The following is a 17,259-nucleotide window of genomic DNA, read 5'->3' as shown; positions in this document are numbered from 1 at the left end:
GCAGGCCGACGACGATCTTCGCGGCGATGGGGCCGAGGGGTGTAGGACTTTCGGCCTGTCCATGTCCGTGTCCGTGGCTGTGGCCGAAATGCCCATGTCCGTGACTCACTCGAACAGGCTAGCCAAGGCGGCGGGGAAAGATGGGCTGGTGGTGGCGGGGAGCAGGGGGGGTGTCCCCGCCACCGTCACCTGATCTCGCACAGGGGGGATGGCGATCGATCAGGGAGCCCGGCACCGTGCGTAGTACATAGTGCCGTAAGACAAATTACTGGTTTCGACCTCGACTTGGGAGGGATTGGCGTGTGTCCATGGTCACGAAACCGGCAAACTGTCCGATCGGGTAGGTCCCGCAGGCCGTCAAGCAGGGACTTTGGTCCCGAAAACGGCAAGGTCACCATTTGGCAACAATTCTCCGGCTCGGGGAGTCGGAGACCTCCTTCTACTGCTTGTAGGAGGACAGGAAGTTGCCGATCCGTTCGATCGCCACTGCGAGATCGCGGGCCCAGGGCAGCGTCACGATGCGCAGATGGTCGTGGTTCGGCCAGTTGAAGCCCGTGCCCTGCGTGACGAGGATGCGTTCCTGCAGCAGCAGATCCTGCACGAGCTTCTCGTCGTCGTGGATGTCGTAGACCTCCGGATCGAGCCGCGGGAAGGCGTAGAGCGCACCGCGCGGCTTCACGCAGCTCACGCCCGGGATCGCATTGAGCCGCTCCCAGGCCACGTCGCGCTGCTCGAGCAGGCGCCCACCGGGCAGTACGAGGTCCTCGATGCTCTGATAACCGCCCAGGGCCACCTGGATGGCGTGCTGGGCCGGCACGTTGGGGCACAACCGGGTAGACGCCAGCAGGTCGACACCCTCGAGGAAGCCGGCCGCGTGCTCCTTCGGGCCGGTGATGACCATCCACCCCGACCGGTAACCGGCGACACGGTAGGCCTTCGACAGCCCGTTGTAGGTCAGGCAGAGCAGATCGGGAGCCAGCGAGGCGAGGGAAGTGTGCTTCGAATCGTCGTACAGGATCTTGTCGTAGATCTCGTCGGCGAGCAGCAACAGCTGATGCTTACGGGCGAGATGCACGATCTGCTCGAGCACCTCGTGCGAGTACACGGCGCCCGTCGGGTTGTTCGGGTTGATCACCACGATCGCCTTGGTGCGTTCGGTGATCTTGGACTCGATGTCCTCGATGTCCGGGTTCCAGCCGTTGGTCTCGTCGCACAGGTAGTGCACCGGGGTACCACCGGCCAGCGAGGTCATCGCCGTCCACAACGGGTAGTCGGGTGCCGGGATGAGCACCTCGTCGCCGTCGTCGAGCAGAGCCTGCATGGTGATGGTGATGAGCTCGGAGACGCCGTTGCCCAGATAGACGTCGTTGATGTCGAACTTGGGAAAACGCGGCACGAGCTCGTAGCGCGTGACGATCGCGCGCCGGGCGGAGGCGATGCCCTTGGACTCCGAGTAGCCCTGCGCGTGGGGCAGCGCCGCGATCATGTCCTGCACGATCGTGTCGGGCGCCTCGAACCCGAACGGCGCGGGGTTGCCGATGTTGAGCTTGAGGATGCGATGCCCCTCGGCCTCGAGCCGCGCGGCGTGGGCGTGCACCGGCCCGCGGATCTCGTAGAGCACGTTCTGGAGCTTCGACGACTGCTCGAGCCGACGGCTGATGTGATGGTGAAGTTGGCCTTGCTCCTCGGTAGTCACGGGTTACATCGTGCCACCGCGCCGCAACACGATTTCATCCGCGTTTTGCCGGTTGCGGTAACGAGTTGGGAAACAAGGCGCGACGAATGTCCGGATCAGTGCGATGATCGAGGTCCATCTAGGCTCCACGTCGGGGTGACGTGGGGGAATGCAAGGAGCAAGTGGTATGGCGCAGGGCACCGTCAAGTGGTTCAACGCGGAAAAGGGCTTCGGCTTCATCGAGCAGGATGGTGGGGGAGCAGACGTTTTCGTCCATTACTCCGAGATCCAGGGATCGGGCTTCAAGACCCTGGACGAGGGAGCGCGAGTCGAGTTCGAGATCGGCCAGGGCCAGAAGGGCCCGCAGGCTCAGGGTGTGCGCGCCATCTAGGTCGCACCCCTTCGAGAATTCCGCGTACGACGGCGCCGCACTTTCGTGCGGCGCCGTCGTCGTGTGCTGTGCGCCACAAACATCGCAGCTGGACCTACCGGCCGGTAAGTACGGCTTGTATTGTGTAGCCGGGTCGTGGGGTTGCAGTTTGATTTCTCCGGTGCGGGGGGATTCGTACCGGACGGGTTTTCTTCTTGGGGGATAGGTGTTTGTGGATTCGGCGACTCCTCGCGGTACGAAGCCCGATCGGTGGACCGACCCCAAGAAACGCCTCTGGTTGTACGGACTCGTCGTCCCCCTGAGCCCGTTCCTCGCCTACCTGCTCGTCGAACACCTGAAGTTCGGCGTCTTCTGGGCCACGGGTGCATTGGTCATCGCCGTCCTGTGCCCGCTGGTGGACGCCTTCGTGAGACCGGACACGAGCAATCCGCCCGACAGCATGATGCGGACGCTCGAGAACGACCGGTACTACCGCTACTGCACCTATCTCTACCTCCCGCTGCAATATGCGGGCCTGGCCTTCGGATGCTGGATGTGGGTGTCGCAACCCATGGGCGGCGCCGAACGATTCGCGATGGCCGCCACGCTCGGCATCGTCGGCGGCGTCGGCATCAACGCGGCGCACGAGCTCGGGCACAAACGCACCACCATCGAGCGGCGCCTCGCGAAGATCGCCCTCGCCCAGTCGTTCTACGGCCACTTCTACGTCGAACACAATCGTGGGCACCACGCGCGCGTCGCGACTCCCGAGGACCCGGCCACCGCCCGCATGGGGGAGAGCTACTGGCGTTTCCTTCCCCGCTCGGTGTTCGGCAGCCTCCGCTCCGCGATCCGCTACGAGAAGGGCCGGCTCGAACGTCGCGGCACGTCGTTCTGGAATCTGCGGCACAACGACATCCTGAACGCGTGGGCGCTCAGCGTCGTCCTCTTTGCCGTGCTCATCGCAGTGTTCGGCTGGTCGATCGCCCCGTGGCTGGCCGTACAGGCCGTCATGGCGATCATGTTCCTCGAGGGCGCCAACTATCTCGAGCACTACGGGCTGCTGCGCGACAAGCGACCCGACGGTGGCTACGAACGCGTGCAGCCCCAGCACAGCTGGAACAGCAACCATGTGTGTTCCAACCTGTTCCTCTACAACCTGCAGCGGCACAGCGACCACCACGCCAACCCGCTGCGCCGCTACCAGACGCTGCGGTCGATGCCGCAGGCGCCGCAGCTACCCGCCGGTTACGCGGTGATGATCATCCTGGCCCTCTTTCCGCCGCTGTGGCGACGGGTGATGGACCCGCGACTGCTCGAGCACTACGGCCACGATTTCTCGCGGATCAACGTACACCCGTCCACACGCAAGTCCGTGCTCGCGCGTTATGCGCGCGCGCAGCGTGGATCGCAGTAGTCCACAGGCCGCCCGCTCATCCCCAGATCGGCGGCAGCGGGCCACGCGAGCCCGATTGCTCCGCTCGAGTGGGCGACGCTGTGCGGCATGGGGGAGATCATTCGCCGCAGCGAGGCGATCCGACGGGGCGTGACGCCCTCCGAGATTCGACGCTTCGTGCGCATCGGTACATGGACGCGCCTGTCACAAGGGATCTACGTGCCCACCGCCTCCTACGAGAGATCGGACGACCGAACCCGGCATGCCTACCGGGCGCGTGCCGCGTCGGCGAATGCTGTGAAGGAAAGCGCGCTCAGCCACGTCTCGGCAGCGGTCCTGCACGGCCTCGAGACATGGCAGTTGCCGCTCGATGCCGTGCATCTGACACGGAACCGGACCGGCGGGGCGACGACGAGCACCGCACGCGTGCTGCACTCCTCGCGATTCGGTGAAGACGAAGTCGTCGAAATCGGCGGTGTACGGGTACTGAATGTCGCGCGGACGGTCGTCGATCCGGCCGCCACCGTGCCGTTCGAGCACGCTGTGATCGTCGGCGACCACGCGCTACGCAACGGTCTGGTGACCGCCGAGGAGTTGTGTGTTGCCCTCGAACGGATGGGGCGCCATCCGGGACGTGCCCGCGCGACCCGCGCGGTCTGCTTCATGAACGATCGCAGCGACAGTGTCGGCGAGTCGCGCAGCCGCGTGCTGATGGTGCGCGAACAGTTGCCGATACCCCGAACGCAGGTCGACGTGTTCGACGCAACCGGCAAGTGGCTCGCGCGAGTGGACTTCCTCCTGCCCGACCACGGCGTGATCGGGGAGTTCGACGGGCGGGTCGAATACCGACGCGACGGGGTCGCGTCGACGGACGCCGAAGACGTGGTGTTCCGGGAGAAGTTGCGCGAGGACGCGCTTCGTCGTGCCGGCTGGGTCGTCGTCCGATGGACGTGGGCAGATCTGCAGACGCCGGGGGAGGTGGTGAGTCGGATCCGCGAGGCGATCGACTTGGCGGCACGGTCGGCTGAGCCGACAGGAGACTGGGTAGTGCGGAAGCTCGCAAGGTAGCAGAAAAGCTCGCAGCCCCAGTGACTAGCCGAGCGCGCCCGGCTTCGCCTTCGGTGCCTCGACCTCCGGCTTCGCCGCGGCCTTGACCGCCTCGGGCTCAGCCGGAGCCTCCGCGACCGGCTCGGGTTCAGCCGGAGCCTCCGCGACCGGCTCGGGTTCCGGCGTCGGCTCCGCCTTCGCCGGTGCGGCCGGAGCCGCAGCCTTCTTCGCGCCCGGACCCTTCAGACCGCTCTTGAGCTGCAGTCCGCCCGGCTTCGCCTGGGGGATCACCGACTCCTTGGGTTGCTCCGCAGGCGCCTCGGCCGTAGACGACTCCGCCGCGGGAGCCTCGGCAACAGGTGCCTCCTCGGCAGGTGCCGCCGGAGCCGCGGACGCCGCCGGAGCCGCCTTCTTGGCGCCCGGTCCCTTCAGGCCACTCTTGAGCTGCAGTCCGCCCGGCTTCGCCTTCGGCACCGCGGGTGCCTCGGCAGCGGGAGCGTCCGACGACTCGGCAGGAGCGGCGGGAGCAGCAGGTGCGGCCGGCTTCGCAGCGCCCGGCGCCTTCGCGCCCGGAGCCTTGAGACCGCCCTTCATCTGCAACCCACCCGGCTTCGCCTTCGGCGCTGCCGGTGCCTCGGCCTCAGGAGCAGAAGAAGCCTCGGACGACGCGGCCGGTGCGGCCGGAGCCGCAGCCTTCTTCGCGCCCGGCCCCTTCAGGCCGCCCTTCATCTGCAGGCCGCCCGGCTTCGCCTTCGGCGCTGCCGGCGCCTCGGCTGCCTCGGCAGCAGGAGCCTTCGCGCCCCCGGGAGCCTTCGGTCCGCCCGGAGCCTTGAGACCGCCCTTCATCTGCAGGCCGCCGGCCTTCGGGACACCGGTGGTCTTCGGAGCAGCCGGCGCTGCCGCTGCCGCCTCGACCTCCTCGACGCGCTCCTTCTCGACCTCTTCCGCGGTCTCCTCGACCTCGACCGGAGTCTTCGGCTGCTGGACGACCTTGATGTTGTCGCTGAGCTTCGCTGCCTCGACACGCGAGATGGATTCGAGCATGAGCTGCGCGACGTCGATGACCTCGACGCCCTCGCCCTTGCCCTCTTCCTGACGCGCCGTCACACCGTCGGTGAGCATGACGCGGCAGAACGGGCAGCCCGTCGCGATCTTGGCGGGATTGGTGGTGAGCGCTTCGTCGACACGGTCGATGTTGATGCGCTTACCGATCTTCTCCTCCATCCACATGCGGGCACCACCGGCACCACAGCACATGGACCGCTCGCCGTGACGCGGCATCTCGACGAGCTTCGCGCCCGACGCCGCCATCAGCTCACGCGGAGCGTTGTAGACCTTGTTGTGCCGTCCGAGGAAGCACGGGTCGTGGTAGGTGACGTCCTGGCCGACGGCCTTGACCTGGACCAGCTTCTTCGCCCGCACCAGACGGTTGAGCAGCTGCGTGTGGTGGACGACCTCGTAACTGCCACCCACCTGCGGGTACTCGTTGTTCAGCGCGTTGAAGCAGTGCGCACAGGTCACGACGATCTTGCGCTTGCTCTGCTCGACGCCCTCGAACACACCGTTGAGGACCTCGATGTTCTGCTGTGCCAGCTGCTGGAACAGGAACTCGTTGCCCGCGCGGCGAGCGGAGTCGCCGGTGCAGGTCTCGTCGGCGCCGAGAACCATGAACTTCACGCCGGCGGTCGCGAGGAGCTCGGCGACGGCCTTCGTGGTCTTCTTGGCGCGGTCCTCGTAGGCACCGGCACAGCCGACCCAGAAGAGGTACTCGTAGCCGTCGAAGCTGTCGGCATCCTGGCCGAAGACCGGGATGTCGAACTCCATCTCGTTGATCCAGTTGAGACGGTCCTTGGCGTTCTGGCCCCAGGGGTTGCCCTTGTTCTCGAGGTTCTTGAACAGACCTGCGAGCTCGGACGGGAAGTCCGACTCGATGAGCACCTGGTAGCGACGCATGTCGATGATGTGGTCGACGTGCTCGATGTCCACCGGGCACTGCTCGACGCACGCACCACAGTTGGTGCACGACCACAGGGTCTCGGTGTCGATGACGGGAGCGAGTTCGCCGCCCTCGACCAGTGCCTCGGTCTCGCCGACCAGCTTGCGGCCCGCTTCCTCCCGTGCCGATGCCGGGATCTTCGCAAGCTTGGCTTCGTTCGGATTGCCGTCGGCGTCGACCAGGCCGACCTCGTCGCCCCCGATGTCGGTGCGACCACCGGCGAGCAGGTACGGCGCCTTGGCGTAACCGTGGTCGCGCAGCGACGTGATGAGCAGCTTCGGGGACAGCGGCTTGCCGGTGTTCCAGGCAGGGCACTGCGACTGGCAACGACCGCACTCGGTGCAGGTCGTGAAGTCGAGCCAGCCCTTCCACGTGAAGTCCTCGATGCGACCGGCACCGAAGGTGTCCTTGTCCGGATCGGCGTCTTCCATGTCGACGGGCTTGCCGCCGGACATCATCTGACGTGCGGCGCCGAGGGCGGGACCGCCGTCGTCCTCACGCTTGAAGTAGATGTTGAAAAAGGCCGAGAAGCGGTGCCACGCGACACCCCAGGTGATGTTGCGGCCGACGATGTAGAGCCACACCATGCCCGACATGAGCTTGATGAATGCGAACACCGACACGAGTTCGGGGCTCTCCGGAAGGATCCGGGCGACCTGCATCGTGAAGAAGTCGGTGTAGGCGTTGTGATGGTGGTAGGTGGCGATCTTGCCGGCCTTCACCAGGATCATGCCCAGACCCTCGAGCAGCACGACCGCTTCGACGAAGTAGGCGGCCTTGAAGTTCGAGCCGCTGAAGCGCGACATCCGGCCGGGCTGACGCGGATGGTTGCGCTGGCGGATGTAGATCAGCGTCAGGATGCCGATCACGGTGCCGAGGCCGAGAATCTCGTCGATGAAGTGGTAGACGACAGTGTCGCCGATGAGGGGCCAATGGAAGTTCGGGTCGAAGGTCTGGCCGTAGGCCTCGAACCAGACGATCGCGCCGAGCATGAAGCCGACCATCACCAGCCAGTGCGCCCAGCCGACGGTACGGAATTTGACCATCTTCGTGTGCGCGAGGAATTCGACGACCATCTGCTTGAAGCGCGGGAAGAACGGCCGCCAGCGGTCCGGGGCCGGCTGGCCGACCCGGATCGTGTTGACCATCTTCAGCGCGCCGCTGATGAACGCGAACCAACACACGAGGCTCAGCAGCACGCCGATCGTGCCCAACGTAATCGTCAGGGCATTCATACGTGGCCTTTCGTGTCGGGGGCGGCGTCGTGCCGCCTGGTACAAGTCTCCGCATCGTAACGCACGATAAGTTACCCACTAGTAACTTGGGCTGAGCTGAGTTACCGACGAGTAATAAAATCCGAGATCGGATCGGAGAGGGTGTGCCCGGACACGTTAACGGTCAAACGTGACAGCTCCCCTCATCAGGATGTCCTAAGTCGACCGGGGAAGATCGCGAAAAAGTCTCGCTTCAGAGTGTCGTGCCACAATCAGGTCACTTTCGGGCGGATAGGGTATAACGCGCGAACTGTGATGTCGGATATGATCTGCCGCGTATGTGGAGTTCTGCTGCGGAGGTCAGTGTCGGGGGCCGTAGAACTCCATGTCGGTCACATAAATGGGGGGCGTCCCGCCGGGCGTGCGCCATGTCACAGAACGGAAACAGATGAAGCTCAAGAAGCTTGCCGCTGTGGCGACGATGACGATCGCCGCCATGGGCATCACCGCCGGAACTTCGTACGCCGCTCCGGCCGCAGCCGACGAAGACGCCATCAACTACGAGGTCCGGCCCGAGGGCGAGTCCGTCGTGACCGTCATCGACGCAGGTTCCTTCCAGGTCTCCGGAGACGGAAAGAGCGTCGAACTGCAGGACGACGAGGGCGACACCGTCCTCAGCCTGCCGCTCGCGATCCAGCTCGGCGATCTGCAGCTGCCCTTCGAGCGTGAGGTGAGCGAGGACGGCAAGACCCTGACGCTGACCCCGGTCACCGACTTCTCCAAGGCTGTCCCGGTTGCTCCCGAGGACAAGGTCGGACCGGCTCTCACGCCTGTCGCGCTGAAGCTCAGCGATGTCGCATCGCCCGAGGAGAACCTGAAGGCGCAGCAGAACTTCGCTTCCCAGCTGGGTCTGGCAAGTGCCATCGGCGGCGCGACCGGCGGGATCATCGGTTGCATCGTCGGCATCGTGACCGGAGCCCCCACCGGCTTCCTCGCTTCGATTCCGCTGTGTGCAGCCGGCGTGCCGATCGGCGCCGCGATCGGCACCATCGTTGCCGGAGGCCCCACGCTGGTCGTCGCCGGTATCGGCTTCCTTCAGGCACTGGCAGCTCCTCCGGGAACGACGGAGTGGGCCGAGACCAAGTAGTTCTTCGAACCACTGCGACCCCGCCACCTTCATCAGGTGGCGGGGTCGCGTTCGTTCGGAGCCGACTCGTGTGGAGCGCTAGCTCGTAAGGAGCATATGAAGCAGACCCCACCACACTTGCGGATCTGCGCCCAGCATGGCCACGCTTCCGGTGACGAGTGATCCCAGCATCGTTCTTCTCCCTTATGTCCCCTCGAACCGAATCCTCGCGAGCTTAACGTGATCCGATCTTCATCCGGCGGTGGGCACCGGGACCCTACGAGACGAGGCCCGGCCTCCGCGGTGCGGAAGTCGGGCCTCGTCGTCGTGTGAATTCGTCCTACCAGGTGCGGACCTTCAGGCCCGGGTTTTCGGCCAGGACCGTCTTGATCGGCGTGGCGAACAGTTCGGGCGTCTCACCGAGCAGGCCGCTGACGAACCCGGCGATCTCGCACATGCCGTACTGGCCGACGTTCGAGGCGCTGGAGATGCCGAGGGCGAGCGTGCCGGTGACGAGGGTGCCGCCGCTGTCGCCCTGCAGGGCGCACAGGTTGGTGGAGAAGCCGTTCTCGAGCACGCGGTGGCCGATCTCGACGTTCTGATTGGCGGCCGTCACGACGCCGCAGCTGTAGCCGGTGCGCAGGCCCGACTTGCAGACCGGGGTGCCGACGACGGGATCCGCGACGCCCGTGATGGTCAGCGGAGCGGCGAACGGAACGCGCACACCGTTGTTCTCGAAGCGGGCTGCGGCCTCGGCGGAGGGACGGATCAGCGCGTAGTCGCTGCGGTCGAGCACGGTCTTCTCGAACGAGCCGAGGTGCTGACCGAGGTTGTCGCCGACGAGCTGGTGGACCTGGGACGCCCATCGCGTACCGGCCTGGGCGCGGTTGGGGTCGCAGTGCCCGGCGGTGATGTTCACAGGACGTCCGCTGCCGTCCTCGGCGTTGAAGCCGAGCGAGCAACGGAGCCCTTCGCCGGCACCGAGCGCGGCATAGGCGTCGCCGCCGAAGAGCGCGTCGGGCGCGCCGAGACCACCGGCGATGGGCTGCAGGTCGGTTGCGCCCTCCGGGGTCAGTTCGGCGGGAGCGAACAGCACGCGCACGCCGTCGAGGAAGTCGGGGAGCTCGACGCCGGAGACGTTGTCGGTGCGCACGACGACGTCGTTGTTGACCACGTCGACGGCGATGCCGCGGATGACATCGGCGACGGCGGGCGGCTGGGTCTCGAGCCAGTCGCCCAGTGCGCCGAGCTGCTCTTCGAGGGCGTCCTCGCTGCGCTGCGTCTCGGCAACGGTGAATCCGGCGTCCTCGGCGGCCGTGCGGGCCTCATCGAAGCCGTCACCTTCGGTGAGGCCGACGGTGGGGGTGCCTCGGTCGTCCAGCCACACACCGGCGAAGACGGCGTCGAACTGCTCCCGTGCCTTCTCGGCGAACGCCGCAAGCTCCTGGCTGCGCTGCGCATCGGCGAGGAAGCGCTCGGCATCGATCTTCAGGTCGCGCTGCAACGCCTCGACGAGCTCGGCCGGCAGAGACGATGTCTGCGCGGGTTCGGTCTCGGGTTCGGCTTGCGCGATGGCAACGGCAGGACCGAGGAGCAGCAGTGCGGTCGAGCCGATGACAGCCGTCCGACGTGCGAAGGTGCGTCGCATGGATACCTTTCTCGTTCCTTCGCGGCCTGCGCGCGCGAAGGCGCCGTCCCCCGCGGATCGGCGTCCGTCCGATCCTAAGGGGTGATCGAGGAAGTACATAGGTACTTCTCGGTTACGTATGAGACTCGTGTGACTGTTGTGACGAACGGCCCGGATGTTCCGGGTGTTATGCCGGGTTCGACGCGGTACGGACCCGCGAGCCGGTGGCGTTCTCGATGTCCTGGATCGGAATACCGAGGCTGGAGGTGCCGCCGTTGGGCGCGAGCACCAGGTTGGCCTCGACGCAGTTCGGGGCGCCCGCGCTGTTCGATCCACTGATCACACCGAGCGCAAGGGTGCCGGTGACGATCGCGCCGCCGCTGTCACCCGCGAGGGTGCACGCCGAGGTCGCGAAGCCGCGGATGGTGCTCGAGAAGCCCGAGTCGTAGGTCAGCTGGGTTTCGATGCGATCGGCGACGACGAGACCGCACGTGAACGACGACGACTGTCCCGACTTGCAGACGGGCGCGCCGACGACCGGAACGGCCGTGCCGGTGACCGTGAGGGTGGAGCCGTTGCCGCCGCGGACCGCCGGGCGGTCGAGGCCGGCTTCGACACCTGCCTTGTCGAGGGTGACGATGCCGTAGTCGAGGGTGCTGTCGGTGCCCACCGTGGAGTCGGTGAACTTGCCGATGCGGACGCTGTCGTCGATGTTCGCGCGGTTGGGGAGGTAGACGGTCGAACCGCCGTCGGCGCGGGCCACCGCGTCGCAGTGTCCGGCGGTGAGGTTGACGGCGTCGCCGTCGGCGTCGACACCGTTGAAACCGAACGAGCAGATGCCGATCCGTTCGATGGGCGTATTGCGGACGTCGCCGTCGGCGGTGATGTAGGTGTCGCCACCCATCGGGGCCGGATCGTTCGGCGGCATGCCCGGCGACAACTGGACCTGCACGTTCGCCACGAGGGACGGAAGGTTCAGCGCGCGCCCGATCGGCGAGTTCACGATGTCGAGGACGATCTGGTTGTTGAGCACATCGATCGACGCGGAGTTGATCTGCGACGACACCTCACGCGGGAGTCCCGCCACCCAGCGGTTCAGCTCGGCGAGGGCCTGCTCGAGTCCGTCGGCCGAGACCGGCGCGACCGTCGCCCGGTAGCCGTCCTGGGCTGCCTTCTCTGCGGCCTCGGGGTTCGTGACGGCGATGACGGGCTTGCCGTCCTCGCCGAGCCAGGCGCCTGCGAACTCGGAGGGACGCTCGGAGCGGAAGTCGCGGGCGTAGTCACCGAGTTCCTGCGCCCGCGCGGCGCGATCGAGGTATTCCTCGGGCGTCAGACCCAGGTCGCGCTGGATCGCTTCGACGAGCTCAGCGGGAAGCTCGGGAGCAGGCAACTGTTCGGCGGGCGCCGCGCTCGCTGTGGAGCTCAGGGGCACTGCCAGCAGAACCGCGGATGCCGCTGCGACTGCGACGCGGCGGGTGGTGGAACGGACTGCGGCGCGCGACGCCGACGAGAGACGCATGGAAGCCTTTCGTGTGTTCGATGTGCTCGTGAACAGGTACTTCGAGGAGTCGTCGAGCCGACCCGCGGGACAGCCTACGGGACGGCCCGGCGACCGCCGATAGTGCTGTAGGTCACCACTGGGACTGTGCCCGCTGCTTAGTTATGCATCACGGGTTCTGGCCTTCGGGATTGGTGCCGTCCCCATTTCCGCTGCCGTCTCCGGGAGTGGTGCCACCGTCCCCGGGTCCAGGATCCGGGACGGAAGTGGTCGTGGTTGTAGTCGTGGTCGTCGGTGTACTTCCGCCACTGCTGTCTCCGCCACCACTGTCGCTGCTGCCGCCACCGGACGACTCGTCGGGCTGGCTCCGCCGCGACCAGCCGGTGCTCGTCGTGGTCGAGGACGTGCCCGAGGTGCTCGACCGCGACGAGGAAGAAGAGGACTGCTCGCTCGTGCCGGTGGTGGGATCGACCCAGGTCTGCTGTACGACCGGCGGGGCGGCCGGGCTCATCTCCTCGGCGGTGGCCGACTCGCTCGGCTCCGTAGTGGTGGTCTCCTCGGTGCTGCGGGGAGCCGGAGGAGGACTCGACTTCGAGGGGGTGGTGGTCGCGGGTGCTGTCGGTGTCTCGGCGACCTGCGTGCCCGCGGTGGCCGTGGGGGAGTCCCGCAGGCCGAACACCAGCGCGCCGACACCGACGAGCAGCGCGATCGCCGCGGCCGCCGCGATCGCGGTGACCTTCGACGAGCGTCCGGAGGGTTTGTCGTCGGTGGAATCGCCGGCAGCCGAGACGGCAGCGACGGTCGCCTTCGACGTGTTCGCGGCGGGTGCTGCGCCGGCAGCGGCGGGGGTCGCACCCGGAGGGGGAGTCGTCGTGATCTTCGCGATCACCGCGGTGATCTCGGGATCGAGTTCGCTGCGGCGGGGTTCGGCGAGTTTGGCGGTGGGCAGGATCTGCGTCGAACCGAGAAGATCCACCGAGCCGGCAGCGGCAGCGAGCGCGGCACCGCGCACCATCGTCTGGTGCGGCTCGGGAGCGAGAGCGCACCGCACGCCGAGACCGGTCTTCACCGACTGCGCCACGAGCTGCGCGGCGCTCGGGTCGACGGCTTCGTCGACCGTGACCACGATGGCGTCGAGGTTGCTCACGAGCCAGCCGAACGCACCGAGCGCGGACGAGAGCTGCGCCGCGACCGACGGGGCGTTGCCCTCGGCGAAACGGAACGCCTTGCCTGCCGCGACTCCCGAGCGCACGAGCGTGACGGTCGAGCCCTGCGGGTCGATGTGGTAGACCGCGACGAGTCGTCCGGTCTGGTGCGCGACCTGCGATTCGAACCAGGCCGCGGCGGCCTCGGCGTCGGAGACGAGCGAGACGTGGCGCAATCCGACGTAGTCGAGGGCGTTGCGCAGCACCGCGACCGTCGAATTCGGCCAGTCGGTGGGGTGCGTCGCCACCGCGGTGTACGGGGTGTCGCCGATGACAGTGGCCGCATCGGCGAGGAGGCATTCCATGGCCGTGGCGACCAGGTCTTCGGCGCGGGAGAGCGAACCGTCGTTGGCGCGGACCCCGCCCGAGTGGCCGAGGCGGTCGACGAAACCGGTGAAGGAGCTGGTGAGCCCGTCGACGACGTCGTGGTCGCCCAGCGTCGCGGTGCCGTCGGAATGCAGGTGGACGGCGGTGAACCGCTCGATCGGTGCGGGGTCCGGCCGTCCCGGCGTCGGTGAGGTGACCGCAACCGACGACACGGTGGTCCCCACCCTCAGGCCTACGCCTACGGACATGCCGGCTTGCCTCCATTCCGGTCGGAGTGTGTGCGACGGGATACATCTGCGCCGTGCCCCATGGCGCGGAGCAGCGACAGGAGCTCCGAGCGGGAACCGGCACCGAGTCGGCGCCGGATACGGGCGACATGATGTTCCACGGTCTTCGCGGAAATGTACAGGTGGTTTCCGACTTCCCGATAGGTGAGGCCCGAAACCACCAGGTCGGCCACCTGCGCTTCGCGTTCGGACAGTGCACCCGGCTTCTCCCGGGCGCGGAGGGGCGCGTCGTCCGGCTCGTTCGGGGGAGTGTCGGGGGCGGCGTCGACCGGTGCTCGACCACCCGGGCCGTCCTGCCTGATCGTCCGCGCGACCTGCAGTAATCCGGTGGCCACGGTGGTGTCGGCGGCGCGCAGCGCGGCTTCGCCCGCGAGCTTCGCGCCGTCCCACGGAAGACCCACGGAGGCGAGGGTCTCCGCCGCCTCCCGGATGCGTGTCGCGTCGACCTCGCCGCGCAGCACCCCGAGCCATGCATGACCGGCCCGCGCGAGCACCGCGGCGTACGCGGTGGTCTCCGCTGCCAACGCCAGGGCGCGTGCGTGGGGGACGAGGTCGGACGGCCGGTCCGCAGCGATCGCGGCCTGCACTCCGTACCAGTGCAGTGCCGCGCCCCACAGCGGTGGCTCGCCGAGGGTGGTCAGCAGCGCGCGGGCGCCGGCGACGAGATGGGCGACACGCGCGGATTCCCCGAGCCGGACGGCGCCCAGCCACAGCTCACCCAGCGGGAGCAGGCCGAACAGGTCGACGGAGTACTCGGCCACCACCGACTGCGCGGCCTGCCACCGCATCGTCAACGCTCCGAGGTCTGCGTTGCGTCGCGCCAGCCCGACCTGCAGAGCATGGAAGAACAGGAGGTCGCGCTGCCCGGTCACCTCGGAGGCGACGGCCTCGGCGATCGCGGCTGCGGCGGCGAGATCACCGCCGAGCATCTCGGTCCACGCCACCAGTAGCCGATTGCGCACGGTGGGCATCTCCGGCCGGCCCAGGATGGCGCGCGCGTGCCCGAGTTCGCCCGAGTGCAGGCAGAGCAGTGCGGCGACGGCGTCGACCGTGTCGGGCCAGGCACGCAGCGAACCGTCGGATCCCAGGCTCGTCAGTGCGCGGGCGAGGCGGTTCATCGCGATACGGCCGTCGCCGCCGACGGATTCGCGCAGGCCTTCCTCGAGCAGCCGTGCGGCGGAGGCCGACGAGGTCGGGGCACCCGAGGCGGCGGCACCGCGCAGATGTTCTGCGGCCGACGGCCGTCCGGCGGCGAGCAGCACGGTGGCGGCGAGAGGGGCGTCCGTGCCGACCCGTTCGGGTCCGAGCCATTCGAACAGGTCCGCGCTGCGGTCGAGCATGCCGCGATGCGCGGCGATACTCGCGGAGATCCGGGTGGCGGCGCGCACGTCGTCGACGTCGGTCGTGTCGGCGCGGTCGAGCAGCCGATCGGTGATCTGTTCGGCCTTCTCGAGATCCCCTGCCGCAAAAGCGACTTCGGCGCGCCGCACTGCGAGGGCATCGGGATCGGCTCCTGCCGGTACCGCGGCGTCGAGAAGATCGGCGGCCTCGCGCGGCGTTGCGTCGACCGCGAACTCCACGAGCCGTCGAGCGAGATGCGGATCGGTGAGGCCGATCGTGGCGAGCCCCCGGGCGAGGTGCGGCGTGAGTGTTCCGGCGTCGATGCGTGTCGCGAGGAGGCGGCGGGCGACGGCGAACAGGTTGTGTCTCCCGAGGACCGCGGCGGGCACGCCGCTCGCTCCCGCAGTGAGACTCGCTGCATCGGCCCCGAGCAGACCGCTCGCGCGGGCCGCGTCGACGAGATCGAGGGCCCGCTCGGCGGGTACCTCGAGTACGGCGGCGAGTTCGCCGGGATCGAGCGCCGCGCCGAGATCGACGAGAGCCAGAACTGCGGTGAGATCGAGGTCGGCGAGGAGCTGGCGGCGGATCGCCTCTCCGACGGCGTGCCGGACGTCGCCGTCCGTCCGCAGGGCCTCGAGAGCGGTGTCGACGAGGTTCGGTACTCCACCCGTCAGGCGGTGCAGCGCGCGCACCTGGGGCGGTGCGAGCCGGAGTTCGAACGACGCCGCACGACCGGCGGTTTCGCGAGCTGTCCACCGGCCCAGTTCCACCACCGTGCCGCTCCCCGCGAATGCTGCTGTCAGCGAACGCATCTCGGCGCGATGTGGACGCGGTTCGGTGGACACGACGATCCCCGTCGGCGCATCGCGAACGTGGTCGGCCAGATCCTGCAGTTCTGCGGCGGTCATGCGGTGCGCGTCGTCCACGATGCGCACGTCACCGAGATCGTCCCGGAGCGAAGCGAGTACGGCGGACTTCCCGGTTCCGGTGCCGCCGACGAGCAGCAGCCGCGGGGGAGCGGAGGTGGCCAGGGCGCGCGTGACCTCCCGGGGGACCGGTCGTCGCGGGGGAGCGGGGACGGACGTCATCGCGATCGGTCAGCGTCCGGTTCCGAGCAACCCGCCGACGACCTGTCCGGTGCCGTCGAGGACACCGCCGACCACGTTGCCGGTGCCGTCGAGCACCTGGCCGACACCGTTGCCGACACCCTCGACGACCGCGCCCGCACCCTGACCGGCGCCGGAGAGGGCGTCGCCGGCACCGCTGCCGCCCGTGCTCGGAGAGGTCGGCTGCGGCGCGGGCTGAGGAGCGGGTGCCGGGGCGGGGACCGGAGCGGGTTGCGGTGCCGGCTGGGAAACCTGCGGGGTCCCCCCGGGTGCCGCCGGGGCGGGGGCGGCCGGATCCGGTGCGGGCACGGCCCCGGTGGATGCGGTGCCGGCAGCGGGCGTCGCGGCGGCCGGGACAACGGTCACGGAACCGTCCGGTCCCTGCACCCGGATCGGGACGACCGATCCCGCCTCGGTCGCCGGCGTGCCGGTCGTGCCGGGGACGGCCGAACCGGTCGTCGTCTCGGTGGTCGGATTCCCGGCGACGGCTTCGCTCGACGGGCGCGTGTCCGAGCCGGTGGTCTCGGCCTCCGACGACAGGGTGCCGATCGCGAGCCCACCCCCGGCCAGGACGACGACGGCTGCGACGGCGGCGCCCACCAGGGCGAGGGAGCGGGCACGGGTGCGCGCGGGCGCACCGGTCGCGGCATCGACGACCGCCGGCCGGTGTGCGGCGGTGACCTGCGAAGTCTCGGCGGCAGCCACCACCGGCAGTGCAACCGTCTCGGGTTCGTCGTCGGGGGTGGGCGCAGGAGGCGCCGGAACAACGGCAGTTGCGGCACCGGCCGCGGCGGCTGCGAGCGCCGCCCCATGGGCTGCGGTGCAGGCGGGTCGCGGCGACGAGACGATCGGCAGACCCAGCTGCGACGAGATCAGTTCGGCGACGAGCGGGGTGGACGAGCCGCCGCCGGTCAGGAGCACGCGCCCGATGTCCGAGGGATCGAGGCCGGCCCCGCGGATCGCATCGTGCACCACGGCGAGCGACGCCTCGAGCGGTTCCCGGGCGAACTCCTCGAACTCGCTGCGCACCAGACGCAGATCGCG

At 68.3% G+C, this 17,259-nt stretch carries 11 protein-coding genes; 4 read left to right on the top strand and 7 right to left on the bottom strand.

Annotation, left to right across the window (positions count from 1 at the left end):
- Positions 1-439: 439 nt before the first annotated feature.
- On the bottom strand, positions 440-1,696 hold the full coding sequence (locus A8G18_RS16575; protein WP_016932457.1) for a pyridoxal phosphate-dependent aminotransferase: 1,257 nt from the start codon (positions 1,694-1,696) through the stop codon (positions 440-442).
- A 166-nt stretch (positions 1,697-1,862) separates the two neighbouring features.
- Here A8G18_RS16575 and A8G18_RS16570 point away from each other — a divergent pair, with 166 nt between their 5' ends.
- From A8G18_RS16570 to A8G18_RS16560, 3 genes are all read left to right on the top strand, one after another.
- Positions 1,863-2,066 (top strand): cold-shock protein, encoded by a 204-nt coding sequence (locus tag A8G18_RS16570; protein WP_006553044.1) that lies wholly within the window; start codon positions 1,863-1,865, stop codon positions 2,064-2,066.
- Between the two features lie 211 nt (positions 2,067-2,277).
- Entirely contained in the window at positions 2,278-3,462 is a 1,185-nt protein-coding gene (locus tag A8G18_RS16565; protein WP_064064732.1) for an alkane 1-monooxygenase, read from the top strand.
- Positions 3,463-3,549: 87 nt separating this feature from the next.
- Complete coding sequence (locus tag A8G18_RS16560) at positions 3,550-4,509, top strand: type IV toxin-antitoxin system AbiEi family antitoxin domain-containing protein (protein WP_064064731.1); 960 nt, start codon at positions 3,550-3,552, stop codon at positions 4,507-4,509.
- Between the two features lie 24 nt (positions 4,510-4,533).
- Here the strand turns inward: A8G18_RS16560 and A8G18_RS16555 are convergent, their stop codons facing one another.
- Complete coding sequence (locus A8G18_RS16555) at positions 4,534-7,719, bottom strand: heterodisulfide reductase-related iron-sulfur binding cluster (protein WP_064064730.1); 3,186 nt, start codon at positions 7,717-7,719, stop codon at positions 4,534-4,536.
- 427 nt (positions 7,720-8,146) lie between these two features.
- Between A8G18_RS16555 and A8G18_RS16550 the strand changes: the two genes are divergently transcribed.
- The gene (locus A8G18_RS16550) at positions 8,147-8,845 is read left to right on the top strand and encodes a DUF8020 domain-containing protein (protein ID WP_064064729.1); all 699 of its coding nucleotides are present in this window, start codon (positions 8,147-8,149) and stop codon (positions 8,843-8,845) included.
- 319 nt (positions 8,846-9,164) lie between these two features.
- On the opposite strand, the gene A8G18_RS16545 is transcribed toward A8G18_RS16550, so the two are convergent.
- From A8G18_RS16545 to A8G18_RS16525, 5 genes are all read right to left on the bottom strand, one after another.
- Positions 9,165-10,472 (bottom strand): S1 family peptidase, encoded by a 1,308-nt coding sequence (locus A8G18_RS16545; RefSeq protein WP_064064728.1) that lies wholly within the window; start codon positions 10,470-10,472, stop codon positions 9,165-9,167.
- A 166-nt stretch (positions 10,473-10,638) separates the two neighbouring features.
- Positions 10,639-11,970 carry a S1 family peptidase gene (locus A8G18_RS16540; protein WP_064064727.1) on the bottom strand — a complete coding sequence of 444 codons (1,332 nt, stop codon included), beginning with the start codon at positions 11,968-11,970 and terminating at the stop codon, positions 10,639-10,641.
- 148 nt (positions 11,971-12,118) lie between these two features.
- Positions 12,119-13,729 carry a DUF7159 family protein gene (locus A8G18_RS16535; RefSeq protein ID WP_245207901.1) on the bottom strand — a complete coding sequence of 537 codons (1,611 nt, stop codon included), beginning with the start codon at positions 13,727-13,729 and terminating at the stop codon, positions 12,119-12,121.
- Positions 13,720-16,197, bottom strand: a complete 2,478-nt coding sequence (locus tag A8G18_RS16530; protein WP_064064725.1) for a LuxR C-terminal-related transcriptional regulator — start codon at positions 16,195-16,197, stop codon at positions 13,720-13,722. The genes A8G18_RS16535 and A8G18_RS16530 overlap by 10 nt, the downstream gene beginning before the upstream one ends.
- Before the next feature lie 9 nt (positions 16,198-16,206).
- Positions 16,207-17,259: Hsp70 family protein (locus tag A8G18_RS16525; RefSeq protein ID WP_157100858.1), on the bottom strand; the 1,053-nt coding region annotated here is incomplete at its 5' end.

The sequence above is a fragment of the Rhodococcus gordoniae genome (assembly GCF_001646655.1).
Taxonomy (GTDB): Bacteria; Actinomycetota; Actinomycetes; order Mycobacteriales; family Mycobacteriaceae; genus Rhodococcus; species Rhodococcus gordoniae.
The sequence above is the reverse complement of the archived record's forward strand: the minus strand, read 5'-3'. Positions and strand labels throughout refer to the sequence as shown.

Excerpts from the sequence above, each read along its gene's own strand:
- A8G18_RS16570 (WP_006553044.1), top strand. The coding sequence starts at position 1,863 with ATGGCGCAGGGCACCGTCAAGTGGTTCAACGCGGAAAAGGGCTTCGGC.
- A8G18_RS16550 (WP_064064729.1), top strand. The coding sequence starts at position 8,147 with ATGAAGCTCAAGAAGCTTGCCGCTGTGGCGACGATGACGATCGCCGCC.
- A8G18_RS16530 (WP_064064725.1), bottom strand. The coding sequence starts at position 16,197 with ATGACGTCCGTCCCCGCTCCCCCGCGACGACCGGTCCCCCGGGAGGTC.
- A8G18_RS16560 (WP_064064731.1), top strand. The coding sequence starts at position 3,550 with ATGGGGGAGATCATTCGCCGCAGCGAGGCGATCCGACGGGGCGTGACG.
- A8G18_RS16540 (WP_064064727.1), bottom strand. The coding sequence starts at position 11,970 with ATGCGTCTCTCGTCGGCGTCGCGCGCCGCAGTCCGTTCCACCACCCGC.
- A8G18_RS16535 (WP_245207901.1), bottom strand. The coding sequence starts at position 13,729 with ATGTCCGTAGGCGTAGGCCTGAGGGTGGGGACCACCGTGTCGTCGGTT.
- A8G18_RS16545 (WP_064064728.1), bottom strand. The coding sequence starts at position 10,472 with ATGCGACGCACCTTCGCACGTCGGACGGCTGTCATCGGCTCGACCGCA.
- A8G18_RS16555 (WP_064064730.1), bottom strand. The coding sequence starts at position 7,719 with ATGAATGCCCTGACGATTACGTTGGGCACGATCGGCGTGCTGCTGAGC.